This is a genomic window from Oleiphilus sp. HI0125 (genome assembly GCF_001635355.1).
The window spans coordinates 1-23,634 of sequence record NZ_LWGF01001322.1 but is presented as its reverse complement, the minus strand read 5'-3'; the positions used below and the strand labels follow the sequence as shown (position 1 = coordinate 23,634).

Sequence of the window (23,634 nt, the reverse complement as noted above, 5' to 3'; positions counted from 1 at the left end):
AGTGGGCAAAAAAATAATCACAAGCTGTCACTTATGTTCAAACTACCAAAATCTTCGAGTGTTAAAATCCGCGGCCAATTCCCTGATGGGCTAAGCATTCAACGCGACGCCAACGGCGTGCCACATATCAACGCAAACAACTTAAACGATGCCACATGGGGGCTCGGATACTGCCACGCTATTGATCGTGGTATGCAGCTCCAATTTATGCGTATTTTAGGGCAAGGTCGTTTATGCGAACTGCTTGATGATACGAATGAAAACCTCGAGATTGATATATTCTTTCGCCGCATGAACTGGCAGCAAGGCGCAGAAAAAGAACTCAGTAAATTAAACTCAGAAACACATGAATGGCTACTAGCATTATGTGATGGCATCAATGCTGGTTTGAAGCATCGAACATCAGGACTCATGCGCCTATTAATTGGAAAACATGAGCCTTGGACACCAAGCGACATTATGCTGACCTTCCGCATGACGAGCTATCTGACCCTCGCCCAAACTCAAGCTGAATCCGAAAGGCTTTTTATCGAACTCATTCAAAATGGAGTGAGTGATGAAAAACTGAAAAGCTTATTCCCAATCCATGACCAACATATCGATCGCGCCTTAATAGAGAAACTCAAGTTAGGTGATCGTCATCTACCTTTAGAGCTACTATGGCAGAGCGCTGCGCCGAGAATGATGGCATCGAATAATTGGGTGGTTAGCCCGAAAAGAACTGCATCGGGTGCGGCATTAATGGCAAACGACCCGCATCTAGAAGTGAATCGGCTACCCAATGTATGGTACGAGGCCGCTATAAATTACCAAGGGCAATCAACGATCGGCTATGGCATGCCAGGCTTACCTGGCCTTCTGGTCGGGAGAAATAAAACACTGTCTTGGGGCGCAACCTATACCTTCGCAGATACCGTCGACAGCTGGATCGAAGACTGCAAAGAGGGGCAATACCGTGTTGAAGATGAGTGGTTTAAGTTCTCCCAGCGAGAGGAGCTAATTACTCGTAAAAAACACGCAGACCACCGCGAGACCTTCTACGAAAACCATCATGGTGTTCTTGATGGATTGCCCACCGAAACAGGGTATTACCTTGCAACGCATTGGGCGCCGGCTGAATCTGGCGCCACCACGCTAAATGCAGCATTCGCATTAAATAGCGTGAGCACCGTAGCCGAAGCACAAATACACTTGGGCGCGATTGAAAGCGCATGGAACTGGGTGATCGCAGATAGCCATGGCGACATTGGATATCAAATGTCAGGTCTGTGCCCGATCCGTGAAAATAACTGGAATGGTTTTGTACCTGGTTTAGGCTGGGACAAAAGCTACGACTGGAAAGGTTTTCATCCGATTGAAGATCTACCCAGAAGCTTTAATCCTGAATGCGGCTATTTTGTCACAGCAAATCAAGACTTGAATGAATTTGGCAAGACCTCCCCCATCAATATGCCAATGGCGGATCATCGCGCACGTCGTATTAACGACCTACTCTCGCAAAACGCAGAACAAGACTTATTAAGCACGCAAGCAATTCAGATGGATCTCTTTTCGCTTCAAGCGAAGGAGTTTATGGATGTACTCAAGCCAGTATTAGAGGAGAATTTTTCAGATCAGCCGCTCGCACAAAGCTTGCTGAATTGGGATCTCTGCTACGACAAAGACTCGATTGCGGCAAACCTATTTGAATGTTTCTACACCGAGCTTCGCCACCTTGTATTTCAAGACGAACAAATTAGCCCAGAACTCACCAAACACTTACGCGAACAAACCTGTTTATTTATCGACTTTTATCAAAACTTTGATCGCTGCTTACTTGAGCCAAGTTCAGTGTGGTATCAAGACAACAACCAAGCAGAATGTTTTAAACAGGCGTTTTTGAACGTGTGCACGCACTTTGAAGAACGAACGTGGGGTCAAACCAACACCTTCCAATTCACAAACATTTTGCTGCAAGGCAAGCTGCCTCTATTCTTTGGTCTAGACAGTAAAACTGTTTCAATGATCGGTGGACGAGCAACACCACATCAAGGCCAGCTTTATGAAGCTGCTGGCCGCAAAACGAGTTTCGCCGCATCAGTGCGCATCGCGGCAGACATGAGTGAACAAATACTTCATACCCGCACAGCAGGTGGCGTTTCTGATAATCCATTCTCTCCATGGTATATGTCAGAAATTCAGGGTTGGCTTGATGGCACCTTTAAAACACTAGAGCCATAAACAAAAAGCACGCCTAGGGCGTGCTTTTTATTTCGACATTAAACCGATCTAGCCGTAAGCCAGATTCAACTTCTTATCATAGAAGTGGGAACAATACTGGCTCAATTTGTCCTGCAAGGTTCACTGAACCTTCTGGTGTTGGGTGAATGTCATCACTCTCAACTTGGCTCGCTGGAACAGTGCCTCGTGGATCAACAAACTGGCAGCTCGCTACAGAATCACTCTGACAAGCGCTACGAAGCTTATTGTTACCAATGTTCAAAGCTTTCGTTAAGTTCGCATTGCCACGTGGAAGCTCGTAGTAACCCAACCAAACAACGTTAGCAACACCATCTGCATCCATCTGATTCAACAAGTTCACTGCGTTAATACGCTGATCTTCAATCAAGTTTCTGCATGAACGAGAAGGATTCCAACGATACCATTGCGTGCGGCATCCGTAAGGGTCAAAAAGTGTAGCAGGGATCAAGATGTCGTTACCGCCGCCATCCATAAGAATGGTATTGATATCACCATTGAAGCTGTTTGCAGCGGCATATTGCTCATACACAGATGGCGCCAAGCTACCACCTTGTAATTCAGCACCTGACTGCGTGTAGTCACGAAATTGTGTGCCGGCATTAGCCTCTAGCGTTTCTTGAATTACACCATTCAAATCGAAAATAGAGTCACCTAAAGTCACCACGTCATTTCGACCATTTACTTGCTCTTCATATGGGCTACCCGTACAACCCACAACACTTAATACAACAGCAGTTGCTGCCGTTGCTTTTACTACATTAGATACAACTTTTTTTAGATTTATCATTGTTCTCTCCAAGCTTTTTATTATGTCGCCATACTCGCATATGGCGCGCAACATACTAATAAACTAAGAAATTAAGACCTAACAATTAGAGGTCAAAATATGAACATGACAGGCCAAATCATGAACAATGTCGGCCAGTACTAGTAAGGTAAATTCGTAATAAAAAACACATTGATGGAAAATAAGCGGCTACGAAACGTAGACGGTTAATAACGAATTAAGCTAGGAAAACGATCTTAGGTTTAACTTAAAGATGAAACAAAAAAGCACGCCGAGGCGTGCTTTTCTAAAACGAATCTACACGACGTTGCACCGTGTAGATTGGCACTAATGCTTATAGCTTAGTGCTGAATACTGGCCAGATTTGGCCTGCAAGGTTTATAGAACCTGCTGGAGTTGGGTGAATGTCATCACCTTCAACTTGGCTTGCTGGAACAGTGCCACGCGTATCGATGAACGAGCAGCTTGCAGTTGTTGCTGTTTCACATGCGTAGTTCAACCAATCGCCACCTGTATTCAAGATAGAGTTAAGGTTGCTATTGCCACGTGGAAGGTTGTAGTAACCCAACCAAACGATGTCCTGAACACCATCAGCGTCCATTTCATTCATTAGGTCTATGCCAAGAAGAACAGTATCCTCCAACAAGTTGTAGCAAGCATTTGATGGCCACCAGCGGTACCACTGAGTACGACATCCGTATGGGTCAAGAAGTGTTGCAGGAATCAAGATGTCGTTACCGCCACCATCAGCCAACACAACGTTGATGTTCGGATTTGTTGCACGTGCATCACGATATTGATTTGTTACTGAAGTTGCGATCAGGCCGCCAGTGATTTCAGCACCTGATTGCGTGTAATCACGGAACTCTTGACCCATGTTTGCTTCAAGAGTCTCTTGAATCACACCATTTAAGTCAAAGATCGAGTCACCCACACTGATTACGTCGTTACGTCCACCACGGTCTGATACATCCTCATCATAGGGATTACCAACACAACCTACTACAGTGAAAGCTACGGCAGCGACAGTTGCTGCTTTAGCAAGCTTGTTTATTACTGATTTAAGATAAGTCATTGTTCTCTCCAACCTTCCTTATTTTTAGATTTAAAGTGGAGCGAAAATCCTACTTAACAAAAATTCACAGTTGGAGTCAGTTCACGAACAAAGTCCAACCATCTGTTCGCTTTTTATGCAAACCTATCAATAATGGCCATGTTTACATTATTAATGCGAAGCTCATCACAAAATTATCTGCAAGTTAGGTTATCCGTTAAGTCAGATCAAAAAATTCGTTAGATATAAAACGAAAAAACACGCTTTCGCGTGTTCTTTAAAGAGGGCAGGATAAATTAATTCATGCCATACACTCTGGGGCGGTCAAAACGCATCATTCCAATGGTTTCTTCTTGCTTAAGCGAATAAGCGGTACGGTCATCAAAATGCGTAAGACGCAAAATATCTAACTCGGTTTCTAAATCTTCTCCGGTATAACTCTCAAGAAGTGCGGTTCTCGCCTCCATATAGGCATAGCCTTTCGTCCACTGCTCATCACGACGTTGATCTTCTTCTTCCAACTGCGCAATTCGTTCCTCAGGAAAGCCAAGCTGCAAGCGCATTTGATTGATCGTCTCTTGACGCGCCTCAGGGTCCATTCCTGCTAGTTCTTGTTGAACAGCATCCATTCTGAAAATAAGTTGCGTTGTCACACTCGCCGTACCCATCATTAAGCCTGCGGGCGTGTCACCATAATTTTCTTCCATGGCTGATTGAACCAAATAAATTCGCTCTTCCATTGGCACATTTGGATCGGTGCTTAATTCATTCAATACTACTTTTACATTGCGCTCTCTCTGCTCTTCTTGCGCAACCTGTTCGTTCCAAATTTTACGCGCGTCAGACTCGCCAAAAATTTCAATTCGCTTATTCCAAATGGTGTTGTCTTTGGCCACCGCATTGAGCGCTTCAAGGTCGAGGTAGCTGTCAACAAGCCAATCTTCGTAATCGCCCATTTTGTCGACCACAGCAATAATTTGATCGGCAAGCTCAGGAAACGCCGCTCGCACGATCTGTTCGAACATCATGTGCCCCTGCCCTGGAAAATCTTGCTCTAAGCTGATCAGCAAATCCCGCAATCGTACTTGAACGACAATGTCCTCAATATTGTTCGCGAACTGCTCACGCATGCGTTTGCTGAGTTCGATAACCAGTTCATCGACCTCTGGCATCTCACGTTTTTTAAGGTGGTCTGGAAGTGCTCTGACGTTTTCAGTCTGTTTTGCTTGCATGTCTTGCAAACGTTCTTCAGTACTCGCGACCGGAACCTCAGGTGCGGTTGATGTATTGTTGCTCGTTGAATAAATTACCAAGCCTGCAACCAGTGCAAGAGAGACGGCAGAGAGTATTATTTTTGTTTTCATGGGGTTTCCCTGTTGCTAGTTTTTTTAACGTGTCGTATTTAATCACTCTCTTTTTAGCTTAAACCGTAAATACTTCACATAGCCAGCGATTGGAATCTCATACGCCTTACACAAAAAAGCACGCTTAAGCGTGCCTTTCCAAATAAAACCATCGATTTCGAAAGTTAATCAGACCTTCCTTAAATAACTTTCCGATTTACGCGTCTCATTAGCTCTTCAGCACTTTCTTTACGTTCGGAATATCGATCCACCAAGTAATCAGCTCGGTCACGCGTAAGTAGCGTAAAACGCACTAGCTCTTCGCATACATCTACAATGCGGTCATAAAAGCCTGAAGGTTTCATGCGGTTATTCTCATCAAATTCTAACCATGCTTTAGCAACCGAAGACTGGTTTGGAATCGTGATCATGCGCATCCAACGACCTAACACACGCAGTTGATTCACAACGTTGAAAGATTGCGAACCACCCTCAACCTGCATGACCGCAAGCGTTTTACCTTGCGTAGGACGCACTGCACCAAGAGACAATGGCACCCAATCTATTTGCGCTTTCATGATGCCAGTCATCGAACCGTGACGCTCAGGCGAACACCACACCTGCCCTTCAGACCAGGTCATTAGATCGCGTAGTTCTTGCACCTTAGGATGCGAGGCATCTTCATCGTCAGGTAAAGGCAGTCCAGATGGATCGAAAATACGAGTCTCACAGCCCATTTTTTCGAGTATGCGCGCGCTTTCTTCAACCACTAAACGACTGAATGAGTGCTCTCTTAAAGACCCATAAAGAAGCAAAATTTTAGGAGGATGCGTGCTGTGCTCAGCAACCGCTAATTCATCTTGTTGAGGTGCTTTAAAACAATCTTCAACAAGGTTAGGAAGATCAGTTAAATCGATATCGCTCACGGCTAACCCTATAAATCTTGAAACGGTAAACGATAGATTATAAGACAAGACCTCGACAATAGCGTGACAATCGAAGGCTTAATTTAAAGTGACGATATGGATTTAGTTACTGACGTTTAGATTTATTCGAAGCACTCTCCATACATTTGAACAACAATTTATAAATGGTTAAGAATAACCAAATTACTAAGATCTTAAGCCTCTCTCCTTCAATAACGTCTGAATTATAAATTTGTTTACCTAGAGAAGGTTTTCATTCTGTGCTACAAAAAACAATCATTAAAATCGAGAATCCGAAGTAGATTAGCCTGACAAGGAATGGGTGACAGATTCTACTTACATACAAACCTATCAAGGCTGGCTATATCTTGCAGTTGTCATCGATCTGTTTTCGCGCAAAGTCATTGATTGGTCGATGAAGGCTTCACCTAAATCTGACTTAGTCATTGATGCATCATTAATGGCAGTTTCACAATGAAGATCGAAAGATAAAGTGCTCATTCATTCCAGCCAAGGTGCTCAATATACTTCGAAAGACTAGCGAGACTCCTTACTAGATAATAATCTGGAAGTTAGCATGAGTCGCAGAGGAAACTGTCGGAACAATACGTTAGCGGAGAGTTTCTTATCGCTTCAACAAAAAGAGCTCTTTCGGCGCAAGGTCTAAAAAGGAAACGTTGTGAAAGCTGAAATTTTCGATCATGTCGAAGGCGTCTAAAACTCGATACGGAATCATGGCCTGTCTCCTCAGGACTATAAGGAATAGTACTTTAGAAAACTAGAGAACGTTTAGATTTCTAGGACCATACCGTCTGTCTCCTTTTTTGCTTTACCGGACCTAGAGAAAACACCAACCTTATACCCTCAGCACTCCCTCACACCATGTAAATTAAAAACGGTACCAAAGTTTTTTATCCTGTAGTGGATCTGCTTCAGACAAATTTGGATTAGATATCGAGTAGACTTTCCGATTTTTAAGATTTGTGTCCCCAATGATTTGTTCATGATAAGACAAAAAATATTGTTCGAATTTCCCTTTTTCTATTAATTTATGAAGCCCTGTTTCAATGCGCTTCGCCAACTGCGGTTTCTTAGGTGATACAAAGAAGTACGTGGGTAGGGGAATATAAACTGCTATCCCAGATTCAATAGTTAGGTTGGGGTGAAATTTTTTCTGGATATTGTATTCAGAAATAATTTCATTTACTCCTCTTCCTAAAGTAAGAAATCTTTTCTTATCCAGCATATCAAACAATCCGTCATAATTATTTCCTATGACAACTTCGAACCCTGCATTTTCCATTATTTTAGCTGTCGACCACCCCACCCCTGAACCCGTTGGGAATTTCATAAATTGCTGCAATGAATTTGTTTTAGCAATAACTGCTTGGTCGTCTTTGTTTATGAAGAATAATCGATATCCTTGGATCCCTTTTCGTATAGGAATACGAACGACAAGTAGTTTTTCCAACCATTCTTGTTTGGGAGCTTCTGCAACAACATGCAGCAGATCTCCTTTAATCAGTGATAACAACATTCTATCTCTCGTCATTGCAAACTGTGAATGAGCTACTGATGCGGGCTTGTAGTCCCCTGTTGTTTCTTTAAGAATCATTTCTAATAGTTTGTGAGGGTAGTCATATCTACTATCGTTTTCGGACTGCGGTTTATTGACTAAAACCTCTTCAGATTCTGCAGAAAAAACTAAGAATATCCATAAGAAGAGCACTATCACTATTATTTTCATGGTTGCTCCTGGAGCTAAACAAATGGTTGAAAAATGTTCATTAAAAATATTATTACAGTCTTTAACAATTTATTCGATCTTTAAAAATACAGACTGCTTCGACAACAAACTGAATTCAGATTTAATTCTGGCCATTAAAAATATATTAACGCTTAGAACCGAACTAAATAAATTGATCACATTGTTGTTAGCAATGAAACATGGTTTGCTCACACCAACACTGAAAATCAACCGCAATGAGATAGAAAATAATTACAAAGAAGTGTAAATAGCAAGTGAAGCTCAGAACTGATTTATCTGGCTTGAATCAGCCTAAGTGAAGTGCTAGGACGAGCCCCAAGTCTAAGGAGCTCTCATGTCCATCGTTAGCGTTGAATGATAACGGCTAACTCACTACCAGTTGGACTAACGAAAGTCGTAGATAAAAGATCTTCTTCGACAGAAAAGTCGAGATGAAGTTTATTGAACATTGCTTTGGCATCCTCCAAAGCGTCACCTTTGTCGGAATAACAAAAGTGAGGGACAGCATCCTTACTTATCGTTTCTGAATTGGGAATTAAGAAGAACATCCTTAACACCTCCTGCAATAAATAAAGTGTGTTGCCAAACTCGGCGACCTGCACGTTACTCTCGAAATACCCACGATGCACGCGCTACATTTTTAGATTTTCAATGATTTGCAAAGCCGTTACAACTGACATAATAGTGTAACAATTTGCTAGCAACCAGACTGGTCCATCACACCATAATCTTTCGAATGCTCAAACATTGATGTAACAAAGTCAGGAATTGGACAACTCGTAAAATCTTCAGCGTTAACAAACACATACACTGCTTCGGCAGTAGCTAATACTTGATTCGTTTGCGCATTCACATACTCTGTGTGAAGTGTAAATGAACTATTTCCGATACGACCCACCGACACATTAAGATTTAAGATATCATCAAAGCGAGCCGGAGCCTTCCATTCAATTAAAAGCTTAACAATTTGATTCTCGAATCCGCGTGCCACGAGTTCTTGATAGCCCCCGAGTGATGCACGAAGAAACTCCGTTGAGGCGAGGTCTGCATAATCCGCATAGCGGGCATTGAACACGACATTTTGCGCATCGCATTCGTTATAGCGCACACGAATCTTTAGGGTGAATTGAGACATAAGCAAGGCTCAGGATAATTATTTTAGTTAACGCCTCAGCTTATCAAACCAAGCTAGCTTTTGCTCTCTTCCAAAGCTTCTAATTGCTTTGCTAAGGCGTCGGCTTCTACGCTGAGTTGCGAGTAAGTTCGAATATCGCCATTGCGCTGCGCCTTCATGGCTTCTTCAAGTTTCGCCAAGTATTGCTTCTTTAACTTTTTAGTGGGGTCTGATTTGAAAAACGAAAGCATAGTTATCTCCTTTTGTATTCTTACGATGGAGATACAATTTGGATTTGAGAATTGAGAGAAAATGTTTTTCAGAGATTTGGAATAGAAAAAAGCCTGAAAGATTCAGGCTTTTTAATAGTAATTAAACTACTTTGACGCTAATTTCTTATCTATATCTTCAGCGCTACGACGAGTCGGAAGTTGTTCCCAAGTTTCACCCCATGCACGATTCACAATGCGTCCACGCTCAGTAGCGGGTCGATCAGCTACTTGCGCTGTCCAACGCTGTACGTTTTTATAGGATTCGACATCTAAGAATTCAGCGGCTTCATACAATTTACCTTGCGCCAATACGCCATACCAAGGCCAGATGGTCATATCTGCAATCGTATATTTACTGCCGACCATGTATTCGTTATCAGCAAGGTGTTTATCTAGCAAATCTAACTGACGCTTCACCTCCATGGTATAGCGATCAATCGGATACTTATATTTTTCTGGTGCATAGGCATAGAAGTGCCCAAAACCACCGCCCAGAAACGGACCTGCGCCCATTTGCCACATCACCCAACTCATGCATTCAGCGCGCGCTTTAGTCTCTTTTGGCAAGAAGGCATCAAACTTTTCTGCGAGATAAAACAGAATTGCTCCAGATTCAAAGATGCGGACGTCCGCTTCTTTATCGAACAAAGCTGGGATTTTAGAGTTTGGATTAATCGCTACAAACCCACTACCAAATTGATCTCCTTCCATGATGTTGATTGGCCAAGCATCATATTCTGCACCGGTGTGACCTGCTTGAAGTAGTTCTTCAAGCATCATCGTGACCTTCACACCATTCGGTGTGGCGAGCGAATATAGCTGGAAAGGATGGTCACCCGAAGGTAGCTCTTTCTCGTGTGTTGCGCCTGAAGTTGGACGATTAGTGTTAGCAAACTTGCCGCCATTTCCTTCTTCGGGAGCCCACACTTTAGGTGGTTCGTATACATCGTGACTCATAAAGGGTCCTTAACTTTGAAATTCGATTTGCTGTCTTTAAGGGTGCATTGTTAGGCTTTCGCACTAGCACGACCAGAAACAGCTTCATACCATCGGTTTAGATTCACTTGCTCTTCGCCGCGGCGTAATTGAACAACACGTGAAAAATCGACCGTGCACATAGCGGTGATGTCGGCAATTGAGTAGCTGTCCCCTGCGACGTATTCTGAGTCTGCTAGGTGCTTATCTAACATATGCATGAATTTGCTCGCACCTTTGTAACACTCTTCACCCCACTCTTTGATCGGCGTCATACGATCTGCGAAGAAACCCGATGTATGCTGAAATGCCATGCCGACCAAATTCATGAAATAGATTTCGCAACGGCGTTGCCACATTTCAATTTCAGCTTGTTCTAAGGGCGTACTGCCCATCAATGGGTTTTCTGGATGCAATGCCTCGAAATAACGACAAATCGCTACTGATTCAGAAATATGCGTGCCATCGTCTAGTTCTAGTACTGGAATTTTGGCAAGCATGTTTTTACCGCGAAATTCCGCTGTTCTGTTCTCGCCTTTTTGCAGGTCTAATTCAACAAACTCGGCTTGATCAAGAAGACCTTTTTCAGCCAAGAAAACCCGCACACGACGGGCGTTAGGGGCAATTTTTTGTTCGTAAATCTTCATATTATTCTCTTTGTTCTTTATCAGGAGTCACGACCATTTATGACTCAAGCATTCAGACAATTCGCATGAAAGCGAAGATGGTCTTCGATAAAACTCGCGATGAAATAATAACTATGGTCGTAGCCGTCACGCATATTCAAGGTCCACTCACCTTTACTATTTGTGGACAAAGCCTTTTCTAAAGCCGGCGTGCCAAGTTGCTCAGTTAGAAACTGATCGTCGGTACCTTGGTCAACAAGAATCGGTTTGTGACTTTCTACCTCCATCAACAATGCACAAGCATCATGGGCTAGCCATGTAGACTTGTCTTGTCCCAAATAGTTCGAAAATGCTTTTTCGCCCCAGGGACACTGGCTTGGATTCGAAATCGGACTGAAGGCTGAAATAGATTGGTAGTTATCTGGATGGCGCAAACCTATCGTCAACGCGCCATGCCCACCCATTGAGTGACCAGTAATTGAAGCAGCCCCCGTCATTCCTAATTCGCTGTTAAGTAGACTCGGCAACTCGTCCACGATGTAGTCATACATATGATAATGCGTTGCCCAAGGTGCTTGTGTGGAATTGACGTAAAAACCGGCCCCCAAACCAAAGTCATAGACGGCATCTGGATCATCTGGCACACCATCACCGCGAGGGCTGGTATCAGGCGCTACGAGAATTAAACCTAAGTCTGAAGCGACACGATGCGCGCCAGCCTTTTGCATAAAGTTTTCGTCCGTGCAGGTTAATCCAGATAGAAAATACACAAGAGGAGTCTGCGCTAAAGCCTCTTCATTTTTAAGCGCTTGCGGCGGCACGAACACAGAAAAAATCATGTCGCATTTGTTCACCGCAGAGCGATGTTGATAACGAATAAAACGACCTTCAAAAGAGTTTTGCTGACTAAGCAGTTTTAACTCTGACATCTTCAATTCAGAATCGGCTTCGCTCATTGCAATGTCTCCCTAGCTGGCTTCAGGTTCAAAATGCACCACAGAACGAATACTTTTGCCTTCATGCATTAAGTCGAACGCTTCGTTAATTTCACCCAGTTCCATTTTATGTGTAATGAATTTCTTGAGCGGAATATCCCCAGCAAGATACTTTTCAACATAGTCAGGGAGTTCAGTTCTGCCTTTCACTCCACCAAAAGCCGTACCACGCCATACGCGGCCCGTTACTAACTGGAAAGGCCGTGTATTGATCTCTTGACCAGCACCTGCCACACCGATTATCACAGACTCGCCCCAACCTTTATGGCAGCACTCAAGCGCCGAACGCATCACATCAACATTCCCAATACATTCAAAGGAATAATCTACGCCACCATCTGTTAGCTCGACGATCACATCTTGAATCGGCTTATCATAATTCTTTGGATTAATGCAATCTGTTGCGCCCAGCTCTTCCGCAAGATCAAACTTAGATTCATTAATATCAATCGCCAAAATGCGCGAGGCACCAGCTTGTTGCGCACCGATAATTGCTGATAATCCGATACCGCCTAGACCAAAAATCGCAACGGTTGTCCCTTCTTCAACTTTTGCAGTGTTCATCACCGCTCCAATGCCCGTTGTCACGCCACAACCTAACAAGCAGACATCATGCAAAGAGGCCTCTTTATTGACTTTAGCCAGTGAAATCTCAGGGAGTACCGTGTATTCAGAAAAGGTCGACGTACCCATGTAGTGATAGATTTTTTCGCCGTCTTTCGAGAAACGAGTTGTGCCGTCAGGCATCAAACCTTGACCTTGCGTAGAACGAATTTTTTGACACAGATTTGTTTTACCGGATAAGCAAAACTTACATTCGCGGCATTCTGGCGTGTAGAGCGGAATGACATGATCACCGACCGCTACAGAAGTTACGCCCTCACCAACAGCTTCAACAATACCGCCGCCCTCATGACCAAGAATCGCTGGAAAAACACCCTCTGGATCCTCTCCCGACAAAGTGAATGCATCAGTGTGACACACGCCAGATGCAAGTACTTTTACCAGCACCTCACCTGCTTTCGGCATCTCCACTTCGATAGTTTCTATTGATAGCGGAGCTCCAGCTTTCCACGCAACAGCGGCTTTACATTCGATACGACCATTCGCATTTAAGGCTTTCATGATGATTTCCCTGAAGTTTGTTTTTATTGGCTAAAGAAGACAGCAGAAACATCTTGTCCAAGTATCACTTCTCTAGCCTATACCAGAACCAACTTGCTTTACGAGTCCATGCTTTACTTTGGTTTATATCCAAAGAACAAAAGCATCTAAATAAGTTCACGCGTAGGTAAATAGTTCCGGAATTATTCAACCAACACCTGTCAACATGTCTTTAAAAAGTATGTGTGGAACCAACTTTCGCATGATCACTCAACAATGCGCTCAAGTCTGTATTGATATGAATACTCTCTGGTGCGTCAGGTCCCGAACTACTGCTGCAAGCAAATAATCCAACGATCACAGAACTCACCATCAAACCTTTTTTCATGTCAGCACCCTTTTTGATTTTGGGCCACACAGCTAAGTACAAAAATTCACAAGCTCAAGTACAACATTACGTTTTTAGATATTCCAAGGAGCCCTTTCCTCGCTTAAAATTCGTTAAAACCGAATGTTTTTTATAAATATTCGACTATTCCTATTGCTTGGGAACAAGCGGAGAGATGGATGAACCACGAAGACCGTCAAGAAACACACGATTCCAAAGATTTTAAAGACATGATCGATCATGACGCCCTAAGCGGGGTGTTATTGATTGCAGCCGCCGTGTTAGCGCTTATTTTTGCCAATACCAGATTACAAGGCGTGTATTACGGCACCTTAGATATTCCGATCCAAGTGTCATTTGGCGATTTTATTATCAACAAACCGCTTCTACTTTGGGTCAATGACGGTTTGATGGCGATCTTCTTTCTCGTTGTAGGCTTGGAAGTTAAACGAGAAATGATCGAAGGCAGCTTATCTTCTTTTGATCAAGTACTTCTGCCGGCTATTGGCGCTGTGGCCGGTATTGCAATACCCGCCCTTATTTACTGGGTGATAAATAGTGAAGATCCGATGTCGGTTCGTGGCTGGGCGATTCCATCCGCAACAGATATCGCATTCGCACTCGGCCTCTTTAGTTTGTTTGGAAAAAGCTTACCATTGCCTTTAAAGCTATTTTTACTTTCTGTCGCGATTTTCGATGATATCGGTGCGATCGTGATCATTGCGATTTTTTACTCTAGTGAACTCTCAACTACCTCATTAATCGTCGCTTCATGGGGGCTAATCGTATTGTTTGCTTTCAACCGTATGAAAGTTTCGAAGGTTGCGCCCTACCTGCTTGTCGGCACAGTTGTTTGGGTCGCGGTATTAAAATCAGGCGTGCACGCAACATTGGCAGGCTTTGCTATCGCATGGTTTATTCCGCTTTATCAAACAAACGACAACGGCTTAAGTTTGGCGAAAGAACTCGAGCATGACTTCCATCCCTGGGTAGCCTTCTTTATTTTGCCGATATTTGCGTTTGCCAATGCGGGTGTATCTTTAACAGGCTTAGGACTTGATGCCTTTATGAATACCACCACGCTTGGCATTATTCTTGGCTTATTCGTCGGTAAACAAATAGGCATATTCGGCGCTTGTTGGCTTGCCATCAAAATTGGCCTTGCGCGCCTGCCAAATGGTGCCACATGGGGACAGTTATACGGTGTCTGCTTATTGTGTGGTATTGGCTTTACGATGAGTTTGTTTATCGGGTCTCTCGCATTTGAAGGCATCGAAGGCAATTACTCAGACAGTGTTAAGCTCGGTGTGCTTACAGGCTCTTTACTCTCAGCCATTGTAGGGTCAATCGTGATAAAACGTTATAGTTCTGCCGGCAATAAGGCCTAAACTTTTAATTCTTTTGACTATATAGCTGTTTTCTATACACTGCCGCTCAAAATTATGGTGTATGGACCGCGCCCTTTTGAAGAATTGAATAGCGGTTGTGAACATGCGAACGAATAAACTCTCCCTGTCGATCATCACGGCAGCCTTTGCTCTTTCATCTGGTACAGCAGATGCAACAAATGGGTATTTCCGTCTAGGTTATAATGCGAACAGCATTGCAATGAGCTGTGCGTCTACTGCAAGAACTCAAGATGCTATTGCGGGTTCATCAAATCCAGCTCTTGCGCTCAACATCGACACGATTTAGATCGCATTAATTGCAGCGTTTAACCCAGATCGTGGATTTACTGTTGAAGGCGGAAACCCTATGACAGCGATGCCTGGCGAGTTTGCTTTAACACCTCAAGACACGCGCTCAGAAAGCGATTGGTTTTTTATCCCTTCATTAGGCTATAAGACTGACTTGAGCAATGATCTCGCGCTGAACGTTAACCTATATGCTAACAGTGGCATAAATACAGACTATGACGAGTCAGTATTCTATGCAGGCGAGACAGGCGTTGATCTATCACAAGTATTTTTAAACACTTCTATTGCATACAAGGTGTCTGAGAACACCAATATTGGTGTTGCACCAATTATTGGATACCAGCGTTTTAAAGCGAAAGGCCTTGGCAGCTTCGCTGGATTTTCACAAGATCCTATCGCAGACAGCGACAACTGGGCAAAAGGCAGAAATCCCTCGCTCCAGAGCCAAAATCAGCAAATCGAACTGGAAATGTCGCAACTTGAATTAATATTCGGTGCTAACTTCTAAGTTAGAACCAGTTCATAAAAACCCCGCTTTGCGGGTTTTTTTTATACCTATTTATTGACTTCTTTAAGCCAAAAACGAAACCTAGACTACCCTTCATGCACTCCGCATCGAATGGGCAAGGAGGGCCAATGTCGAACCTATTTTCTGATCTACCTGTTGTCATAATTGAGGACACCCCCACTAAGCAAGCTAAGTTAGATGGTTTGTTAGAAGCCTTAGGTGTCGAAGATATTCAAAGCTTTGACAATGGCCAAGAAGGTTTAAGTGCTCTCAGTCATGGTAAAGACAAGATCATTTTATTCCTCGACCTCGTTCTACCTGAGATAAACGGCCAAGAAATACTGCAGCAGCTTGCTCGTAGCGGATTTAAAGGCTACGTGGTAATCAACAGCGTGTGTGAACGGCGAATTGTTCAAACAGCGGTGAATTTAGCAGCGTCATCAGGTATCAAGATGCTCGGTGCATTATCAAATGATTACTCAAGCAAAGATCTCGAACGGATGCTCATGCTGTGCATCGAACCAGCCAGAACCACGCACCGCGGTTCAAACATTTTATTAAGCGAAGAAGAAATTCATGCAGCTTTTGATCAAGACTTAATTGAGCCATTCTTCCAACCAATCATTCATCTTGAAAGCCAAACCCTCAAAGCCGTTGAATGCCTTGCGCGAATATATAGCCCAGAACGAGAACAATATTTATCGCCTGTCTCGTTTTTACCTTACATTGAAGATACGCCTTTTCTTGATAACTTAGCTTTGCGCTTGTACCAAAAGGCGCTCGCCTTATTTAAGACCGAGGTGTTTTCGAACAGCGATATTAAGCTCTCGTTCAATATAGAGCCAAGTCAGCTCGAGAATGTCGCACTTGCCGCTAGCCTTGATGGTTTAACGCAAGCAGCTCAGATCAACCCCGACCGCATTATTTTTGAACTGACGGAACAATCTCCAATTAGCTCAAGCAATCAACTAGAAACCATCAATATATTGCGTCTCAAAGGCTACAACATTGCCATCGATGATTTCGGCTCTGGGCACACAAATATATCTAACCTACACTCTATCCCCTTCAATCGAATAAAAATCGATCGCCATTTGATTCAACATATTGATGAGGATGGGTTCTGCCAGATCGCTGTCGATGCCATTATGGAGATGGCTCAAGAAGTCGGCGCGCAAGTGATATTTGAAGGCATTGAGAAAGTAGAGCAAATCGTATTTAGCACACGGCACAGAGACGTATATTTACAAGGCTATTACTTTTCTGACGCATTACCGATGAATCAATTAGAACCATGGCTAAGCAAAAGCCCTTACACACTTATAACGGCGTAGATAGAACATTATGGACGAAGTATATCTCTTAAAACTTCATGAGGCCGGCCAACGCGTTCTGAGTTGGTTCTTACCCAACATGAGCACCATTGAGTGGACCGGGCACATTGCCATTTTAATTTGGTCCATGGCCATGATTGTCTTCGCAGGCCGACTGTTCGCCATGGTCGAAAATACCTCCAGCACCATGATGAAGATGAAGGTATTTCGCTCATTAAACTTCTTAGTCATCGTTCTTCTATTAGTTGATTTAGTGCTGCTACGTTTCACGATTGATATGGAGCAACTGTTCTCTCGAATAGGGCTTTCCATACTCACCGCCTACGTAACCATCTACCTATACTCGCTAGCGAGCTATCACTCTTTTAAGCGATTCGGAACACCCAAGACCATTGATAACAAAGAGGTCTTCGTTGAAACCTACTCAACGCGAATTGTTAACCTATTGCTTGTTGCAACCACTGCACTTGGCGCGTTTTATATCATCATCAAAATCTGGGGGGCTGATAGTCTTCTAGAAACGACTGGGATAATGGGAATATTTATTGGTTTCTTAGCGTTTACCTCTCCCGTTTGGGCTCCGGATATCATCTCTGGCCTCATTATTCTCAACAGCCAAATCTTGGATGATGGCGATGTGGTTGTTATCGATGGTTTTCCAAACGAGTACATCATCAGCAAGGTGTCATTTGTTTATGTCACCCTCTATGACATTCGAAATAATCACCGCGCACTGGTGAAGAACAGTCGCTTTTTACAAGGCAAAATTGACAACCTCAGCCGAATCGCTAGTACGGACGGCATGCGTGCATCTATTCATTACAATATTGGTTATCCCGCTTTTGAGAGTCGATCGGGCGAAGACCGTGTTGAAGAAATGAACCGCTTTATGAAAAAGGTCGGCAATATGTTTGATCGTGCGTTCGAAGGATGTGCCGAGGATGATTCAGTTAAAATTAACAAAAACAAGCCTTTCGAATGGGCTTTGACACAAGCTGGCGACTACGCCCTTGAGTTCACTTTGTGGTTCTATTTCCAGCGTATTCCAAATACCAAAGTGACGGCGACTGCCCGCAAGCATTTGATGGGCACGACCTATAAAGTCAACACTGCTATTTACGAGGCGTCTATATTTGAAGGCTTAGATCTCTCTACACCAGACCTGAATACCATCACGTTTGCCAGAGACCTAGTAGAAGACGATACGCCTGACCCAAGAGTCGCTGCCATGGAATAGAGCAAACGGAATAGGTTCAGACGTTCCTTAGGTTAAGAAGCTAAACCAAGCGTCTATGAAATCTTAAAGTTCTTGGTTAGCTGATTAAGGTGATCACACACTAGGTTCAAGTCTGATGCTTTCGCATCTGTTTGCTGCGCAATCTCATTACTCTCTTCGTTCAGAGTACGAATACTGTTCACGTTCTGAGCCACTTCATTCACAACAGATACCTGCTGTTCTGTCGCAGAAGCGATGGTTGCACTCAAGTCTTGAATGTTTGTGATCGCAGAAACGATTTCATCTAGCCGACACCCTGCACTTTCAGTTTGCTCAGCCGCATACTCTGCTGATGAACTTTGCTCCGCCATCACCCCTACACAGCTATTGGAAGACTCTTGTAAGCGAGAAATAATGTCTTTGATCTCTTGAGTCGATTCAGAAGTTCTCACTGACAAACCACGCACTTCATCTGCTACAACTGCAAAACCTCGACCGGCTTCGCCTGCACGTGCTGCTTCAATTGCTGCGTTCAAGGCAAGTAAATTAGTTTGTTCAGCGATGCCTTCAATCACGGTAAGCACTTCACCAATGTTTTCTGCATCACGACTCAAATTATTGACCGTTTCACTCGTACGACCAACACCCTCAACAAGAGAACGCACACTTCTCACTGAGTTTTGAACCAACTGATTCCCTTCTTCAACCGCTTTCGTTGCTTGCGATGTAGCAACGGCAGCACCAGCTGCACTTTGCGCAACTTCTCTAAACGAAGCTGACATTTCTTCAATCGCCACCGTCATCTGAGAAGTCTGTTGAAACTGTGCGTCACTCTGCGAAGCAAGACCTTGTGCAAAACCTAACATTTCTTCGCTAACGCTTGAGACGCTATTCGACTTATCTTGAATCTCTCCAACCAAATCGACCATAGCCGTGCGCATTGCATTAGTCGATGCTACCAAAGTTTTTAATTCTTCTGACTTTGCCTCTAGATCATTTTGATCACTGTAATCGCCCGATGCGAAGCGCTCAAAAACCGGAACAAAAGACTTAAGACGTCCAACGATGAAACGCTGCATTAAATCCACAGTAATCGCGACAACAATGACCATTACGATCGTCGCAACCAACATATTTCGCACAAGCTCAAACGCACTATCAATTTGCCCATAGGTGCCAGCTCTTGCTTCAGTAATCGTTGATTTAAACTCTTGCGCCGCGCCTCTTAAGGCATAGGAACGCATTTCGTTATTCATCGTTTCGCCGATAAGAACACCAACACCATCCGCCTGCTCTTGTATTAGGGTCATGTCGTTTTCAGGAGATTGCGCCAAGGTATCAATAAGTGCGGTGATAGAAGAGAACTCGCGTTGCGCGCGCTCTAATTGAAAATCTTCACCTTCTTGTATGTAAGCGGTAATGCTTTGCAGTAAATCGATCTCTGCCGATCGCTCTAAAGCCATAAAATTTTGAAGATTAGTATAAGGTTTACGTAGCTCAGCTAAACCAAACCAGACTGCAAATACTAAACTCACTGCGACTAAGCTCAACAAACCACTATTGAACCACGTTAACGTTGATAACTTTAGTTTCATATCTTTACCTTACCGCATCTCTACTGCTTATTATTTAAAGCTTAGGTATATGTCGGCATATCACAAGGAAACTGCAGGAATATTCCATTACATAATGCTAGGATTCGCGTCTTTCTCCCCTCTCAACAAAATCGACACTACTTGAATGAACGCCATTAAACTGAGTGCAGCAGAATTAGCACAATTGCTAATAGACCGAATACAGCAGCAGCCATATTGCCAACGTATCCTTCATGGCCGTGGCAAAAAATACGCAGGTTATGAATATGTAAATATCGAATGGTATCCGCCTTTTCTTTTCGTACAGAATTTCAACGACACTCTGAGCGACGATCTAAATCACGCGTTAAAGATAGTTTTTGAGGAAGTCTCATCCATCGATGCTGTGCTGATTCAATCCAGAGAATGGCCAGACTTCGTCACGCAAAGTTTGTTTAGTCGTAAAGAAGTAGAGCTTCCCCTGATCTATAAGGCTCCATTAAGCGAAGACCTTCACTGTGAAATCAAGTTTGGTACTAATCTCAACACGGGAACATTTTTAGATATGCGTGTTGGTTGACAATGGATAGAAAAAAATAGCGAGAACAAACGCGTACTGAACTTGTTCTCATACACATGCGTGTTTTCACTCTTTGCGCTTTCTGGCGGCGCAACATGGGTCGACAACGTCGATATGGCGGCCAATGTGCTGAAAATCGGGCAACGCAATCATCAATCAAACAAGCTGCATGATGGTAAAAGTGCCTTTATTAAACGGGATATTCTTAAATCACAATCATGGCTTAAGTCTCGCGAACCCTATGACTTAATCGTTCTTGACCCACCACCCTATCAAAAAAAAGCCTTTCGGGGCTGGCAAGACTATCTAAAGCTATTGCGCTACGCACAGCATGGTTTAAAACCTGGTGGAACATTGCTGTGTTGTCTCAACCATCCACAAATCAGTATTGACCAATTTATGGCTGACCTCGACGAGTACTTCGATGGAAAAGCAACACTTGAAGTCATTGCACGCGCTCCAGAAATTGAAGAGCTAGAGAATGAAAAAGGCTTGAAGTTAGTCATAGTGACTCTATAAGTTCGGACAGAATGGCCGCAATGGACTAGAGCCTTCATCATGGCGCTCGGTATATTTGGCGACATACAAAAATTAAGATGAATAATTATGAATTACCGTCGCTCTCTTTCGATGCTTTGTGTGCTGTCCATCGGCGTATTATTGAGCGCTTGCAGTCAACAAGCCATTCAAATACCTAATGTGAGCTTGAGCCAAGTTCAGCTCAATAAATACGAAGCGAGCTGCAAAGTTTGTCACGAACAAAAAGCAAGCGGCGCACCGCAACGCGGTGCGTATCAAGACTGGCAAATTGTCTTCGGCAAGCCAATGGATTTAATTATGACTCGGGTCATTGATGGCTATGCGGGAATGCCTCCGTTAGGCCAATGCTTTGACTGTTCAGAATCTGATTTAAATGATTTAGTGCTTTATCTCGCGCAATCTCCAAACACTCAAAAACACGAAGCGGAGAAATAGCTATGCAGCGCAGAGACTTACTAAAATCGATGGTTGCTGCATGTTTATCGAGCGCCGTACCCAATATTGCGTTATCGACTTCTGCACTGGCGTGGAAAAACTGGTCAGGCAATCAACGCTGCGTACCGAGTGCACGTATTGCGCCGCAAAGTTTAGCGGATCTGCAAACATGGCTGCGCAACAACCAAGGAAAAATGCGCTCTGTAGGCTCAGGACATTCCTTTACAGCACTCGTCCCAACCGATCATACCTTGATTAGTACGAGCTATATCCGCGGCGTGACTCAAGCCGTCGATAAAATCATGCAAGCCGATATCGCAGCAGGCACACAATTAAGCTCAGTTGGCCCGGCACTCAACGAGATGGGACAAGCCATGATCAACATGCCAGATGTTGATCGACAAACACTTGCCGGCGCGATTAGCACAGCTACCCACGGCACAGGCCGCGCGCTACAGTGTTTATCCGCCTATACAACTGAAATTGAATTACTCACTGCGAAGGGCGAGTTACTCACCTGCAATAACGACACTAATCACGATGTCTTTAAAGCAGCTCAGGTTGGTCTTGGAACAATTGGATTAATCACGCGCATTCGAATGCAAAACCGAGAGCCATTTAAACTCCGTCGATTAGCGCGCTGGCACAAATACGAAGAAGGTTTGGCGCAAGCCGAAGCATTTTCGAAAGCGCATCGAAACTTTGAGTTTTATGTCATTCCTTTTACGGGAATGATTTTAAGCGATGCCTTGGATGAAACAGACGAAGCAGTCACTGCCCGCGAAGAATTTGATGGCAATAATGGCTTGATGGATCTCAAACTAGCGCGTGATTATCTCGGCTGGAGCAACGAATTCAGAGAGCTCGTACTCGGCACGTACATGAAAACTCTAAGTGATGAGACAAACATTGATCATAGCCATCAAATTTACGCCACTGAACGTAACGTGCGTTTTAACGAAATGGAATATCATCTTCCGGTCGAGAATGGCCTCAAAGCGCTTGATGAAATAAAGCGCCTCATCGAATCTCAATTTCAGCAGGTCTTTTTCCCGTTTGAATGCCGTTTTGTAAAAGCTGACGATTGTTGGCTATCTCCGTTTTATAAGCGAGACAGTATATCTATTGCTGTACATCGTTATTTTGAAGAAGACCACTCCCCCTTATTTGCAGCCATTGAACCTATTTTTCAAAAGTACGGCGGGCGCCCACATTGGGGCAAGCTCAACACCTTTACGCCAGAACAATGTGCAAACGCATACGAGCGCTGGGAAGATTTTAAACAAGTGCGTCAGGCCCTAGATCCAGATGATCAGCTATTGAACCCCTATTTAAAAACAATGCTTAAAGCCTAAGTATTTATTGGCCATAAATTTGCTTCCACTGCCTCTGTAGTTTATTTTTAAACACTGAAATTGAATGTAGGCAACGGAGCCAAGAATGAGTCAAGACGCACCGCTGGTGGTTACGGACATCCATAAAAGTTTTAATAGCCACAAAGTATTAAAAGGTGTGTCATTAGAAGCCCAAAAAGGTGACGTCATTTCGATGATCGGTTCATCAGGTTCAGGCAAAAGTACCTTCCTTCGCTGCATCAATCTCTTAGAAATTCCTACCTCAGGTGATATCCAACTTCTCGGCGACACCGTCAAATTCAAAACCAATAAACGCGGCGAACGAATGCCAGCCGACACCAAGCAAGTCGAACAGATGCGTTCGAAGCTATCTATGGTATTTCAAGGTTTTAATTTGTGGTCTCACATGACAGTGCTAGAAAACATCATCGAAGCACCGATCAATGTATTAGGTATTCCTAAGAAACAAGCCATTGAACAAGCTACAGAGCTCTTAAACAAAGTAGGCATCTACGAGCGTCGCGACTACTATCCTAGTCAGATGTCTGGTGGCCAGCAGCAACGTGCAGCAATTGCTCGCGCATTAGCGATGGAACCAGAAGTACTGCTATTTGATGAGCCGACATCTGCACTCGACCCAGAACTCGTCGGTGAAGTATTAAAGGTCATGCGCAGCTTGGCTGAAGAGGGCCGCACCATGATTGTCGTGACACACGAAATGGCCTTCGCGCGCGATGTGTCGTCACAAGTTGTATTTTTGCATGACGGAAAAATTGAAGAGCAAGGAACACCTAAAAAAGTT

General features: G+C 43.7%; 23 protein-coding genes and 2 pseudogenes. 11 read left to right on the top strand and 14 right to left on the bottom strand.

Going from position 1 to position 23,634, the window contains the following annotated elements:
* Positions 1–33: 33 nt before the first annotated feature.
* A complete protein-coding gene (locus tag A3762_RS22790) occupies positions 34–2,220 on the top strand; it encodes a penicillin acylase family protein (RefSeq protein WP_197469512.1) in 2,187 nt (728 codons plus the stop codon).
* 76 nt (positions 2,221–2,296) lie between these two features.
* Here the strand turns inward: A3762_RS22790 and A3762_RS22785 are convergent, their stop codons facing one another.
* The 4 genes from A3762_RS22785 to arsH all read right to left on the bottom strand — a co-directional run bounded on the left by A3762_RS22785 (position 2,297) and on the right by arsH (position 6,351).
* Positions 2,297–3,028, bottom strand: coding sequence for an SGNH/GDSL hydrolase family protein (locus A3762_RS22785; protein WP_068476176.1), 732 nt, complete (start codon positions 3,026–3,028; stop codon positions 2,297–2,299).
* Positions 3,029–3,362: 334 nt separating this feature from the next.
* Positions 3,363–4,103 (bottom strand): hypothetical protein, encoded by a 741-nt coding sequence (locus A3762_RS22780; RefSeq protein ID WP_068757778.1) that lies wholly within the window; start codon positions 4,101–4,103, stop codon positions 3,363–3,365.
* A 275-nt stretch (positions 4,104–4,378) separates the two neighbouring features.
* Positions 4,379–5,446 carry a hypothetical protein gene (locus A3762_RS22775; RefSeq protein ID WP_068757775.1) on the bottom strand — a complete coding sequence of 356 codons (1,068 nt, stop codon included), beginning with the start codon at positions 5,444–5,446 and terminating at the stop codon, positions 4,379–4,381.
* A 179-nt stretch (positions 5,447–5,625) separates the two neighbouring features.
* Positions 5,626–6,351: an arsenical resistance protein ArsH gene (gene arsH, locus A3762_RS22770; RefSeq protein WP_082869310.1), complete on the bottom strand. Its 726-nt coding sequence runs from the start codon at positions 6,349–6,351 to the stop codon at positions 5,626–5,628.
* Between the two features lie 319 nt (positions 6,352–6,670).
* Here arsH and A3762_RS26170 point away from each other — a divergent pair.
* Positions 6,671–6,829: pseudogene (locus tag A3762_RS26170) on the top strand (DDE-type integrase/transposase/recombinase); the annotation flags it as partial.
* Between the two features lie 411 nt (positions 6,830–7,240).
* Here A3762_RS26170 and A3762_RS22765 read toward each other — a convergent pair.
* The 9 genes from A3762_RS22765 to A3762_RS26685 form a co-directional block, all read right to left on the bottom strand.
* Positions 7,241–8,098: a hypothetical protein gene (locus A3762_RS22765; RefSeq protein WP_068757773.1), complete on the bottom strand. Its 858-nt coding sequence runs from the start codon at positions 8,096–8,098 to the stop codon at positions 7,241–7,243.
* A gap of 365 nt (positions 8,099–8,463) precedes the next feature.
* Positions 8,464–8,667 carry a hypothetical protein gene (locus A3762_RS22755; protein ID WP_068478277.1) on the bottom strand — a complete coding sequence of 68 codons (204 nt, stop codon included), beginning with the start codon at positions 8,665–8,667 and terminating at the stop codon, positions 8,464–8,466.
* 149 nt (positions 8,668–8,816) lie between these two features.
* The gene (locus tag A3762_RS22750; RefSeq protein ID WP_068757770.1) at positions 8,817–9,254 is read right to left on the bottom strand and encodes a thioesterase family protein; all 438 of its coding nucleotides are present in this window, start codon (positions 9,252–9,254) and stop codon (positions 8,817–8,819) included.
* A gap of 53 nt (positions 9,255–9,307) precedes the next feature.
* Complete coding sequence (locus tag A3762_RS26690; RefSeq protein WP_156493683.1) at positions 9,308–9,484, bottom strand: DUF6435 family protein; 177 nt, start codon at positions 9,482–9,484, stop codon at positions 9,308–9,310.
* Between the two features lie 126 nt (positions 9,485–9,610).
* Complete coding sequence (gene yghU / locus A3762_RS22745; RefSeq protein ID WP_068757769.1) at positions 9,611–10,462, bottom strand: glutathione-dependent disulfide-bond oxidoreductase; 852 nt, start codon at positions 10,460–10,462, stop codon at positions 9,611–9,613.
* A 50-nt stretch (positions 10,463–10,512) separates the two neighbouring features.
* A complete protein-coding gene (locus A3762_RS22740; protein WP_068757768.1) occupies positions 10,513–11,127 on the bottom strand; it encodes a glutathione S-transferase family protein in 615 nt (204 codons plus the stop codon).
* 44 nt (positions 11,128–11,171) lie between these two features.
* Positions 11,172–12,062, bottom strand: coding sequence for an S-formylglutathione hydrolase (gene fghA / locus A3762_RS22735; protein ID WP_304439321.1), 891 nt, complete (start codon positions 12,060–12,062; stop codon positions 11,172–11,174).
* 12 nt (positions 12,063–12,074) lie between these two features.
* Positions 12,075–13,226, bottom strand: a complete 1,152-nt coding sequence (locus tag A3762_RS22730; protein WP_068757766.1) for an S-(hydroxymethyl)glutathione dehydrogenase/class III alcohol dehydrogenase — start codon at positions 13,224–13,226, stop codon at positions 12,075–12,077.
* Positions 13,227–13,437: 211 nt separating this feature from the next.
* Positions 13,438–13,593, bottom strand: a complete 156-nt coding sequence (locus tag A3762_RS26685; RefSeq protein WP_156493682.1) for a hypothetical protein — start codon at positions 13,591–13,593, stop codon at positions 13,438–13,440.
* A gap of 179 nt (positions 13,594–13,772) precedes the next feature.
* Between A3762_RS26685 and nhaA the strand changes: the two genes are divergently transcribed.
* The 5 genes from nhaA to A3762_RS22705 all read left to right on the top strand — a co-directional run bounded on the left by nhaA (position 13,773) and on the right by A3762_RS22705 (position 18,369).
* Complete coding sequence (nhaA, locus tag A3762_RS22725; protein WP_082869308.1) at positions 13,773–14,981, top strand: Na+/H+ antiporter NhaA; 1,209 nt, start codon at positions 13,773–13,775, stop codon at positions 14,979–14,981.
* A 103-nt stretch (positions 14,982–15,084) separates the two neighbouring features.
* Positions 15,085–15,288, top strand: coding sequence for a hypothetical protein (locus A3762_RS22720; RefSeq protein ID WP_068757764.1), 204 nt, complete (start codon positions 15,085–15,087; stop codon positions 15,286–15,288).
* 60 nt (positions 15,289–15,348) lie between these two features.
* Entirely contained in the window at positions 15,349–15,798 is a 450-nt protein-coding gene (locus A3762_RS22715; protein WP_068757762.1) for an outer membrane protein transport protein, read from the top strand.
* Between the two features lie 128 nt (positions 15,799–15,926).
* Entirely contained in the window at positions 15,927–17,132 is a 1,206-nt protein-coding gene (locus A3762_RS22710) for an EAL domain-containing protein (protein WP_068757760.1), read from the top strand.
* Positions 17,133–17,142: 10 nt separating this feature from the next.
* Complete coding sequence (locus A3762_RS22705; protein WP_068478261.1) at positions 17,143–18,369, top strand: mechanosensitive ion channel domain-containing protein; 1,227 nt, start codon at positions 17,143–17,145, stop codon at positions 18,367–18,369.
* A gap of 53 nt (positions 18,370–18,422) precedes the next feature.
* Here the strand turns inward: A3762_RS22705 and A3762_RS22700 are convergent, their stop codons facing one another.
* A complete protein-coding gene (locus tag A3762_RS22700; protein ID WP_068757758.1) occupies positions 18,423–19,943 on the bottom strand; it encodes a methyl-accepting chemotaxis protein in 1,521 nt (506 codons plus the stop codon).
* A gap of 145 nt (positions 19,944–20,088) precedes the next feature.
* Between A3762_RS22700 and A3762_RS28530 the strand changes: the two are divergent.
* The 4 genes and pseudogenes from A3762_RS28530 to A3762_RS22675 all read left to right on the top strand — a co-directional run.
* Positions 20,089–21,021 (top strand): annotated as a pseudogene (locus A3762_RS28530) (class I SAM-dependent methyltransferase).
* An 87-nt stretch (positions 21,022–21,108) separates the two neighbouring features.
* A complete protein-coding gene (locus A3762_RS22685; protein WP_068478255.1) occupies positions 21,109–21,477 on the top strand; it encodes a cytochrome c5 family protein in 369 nt (122 codons plus the stop codon).
* A 2-nt stretch (positions 21,478–21,479) separates the two neighbouring features.
* Entirely contained in the window at positions 21,480–22,832 is a 1,353-nt protein-coding gene (locus A3762_RS22680; protein ID WP_068757753.1) for a D-arabinono-1,4-lactone oxidase, read from the top strand.
* An 85-nt stretch (positions 22,833–22,917) separates the two neighbouring features.
* Positions 22,918–23,634, top strand: a 717-nt coding sequence (locus tag A3762_RS22675) for an ABC transporter ATP-binding protein (RefSeq protein WP_068757751.1), incomplete at its 3' end; no start/stop codon positions are given.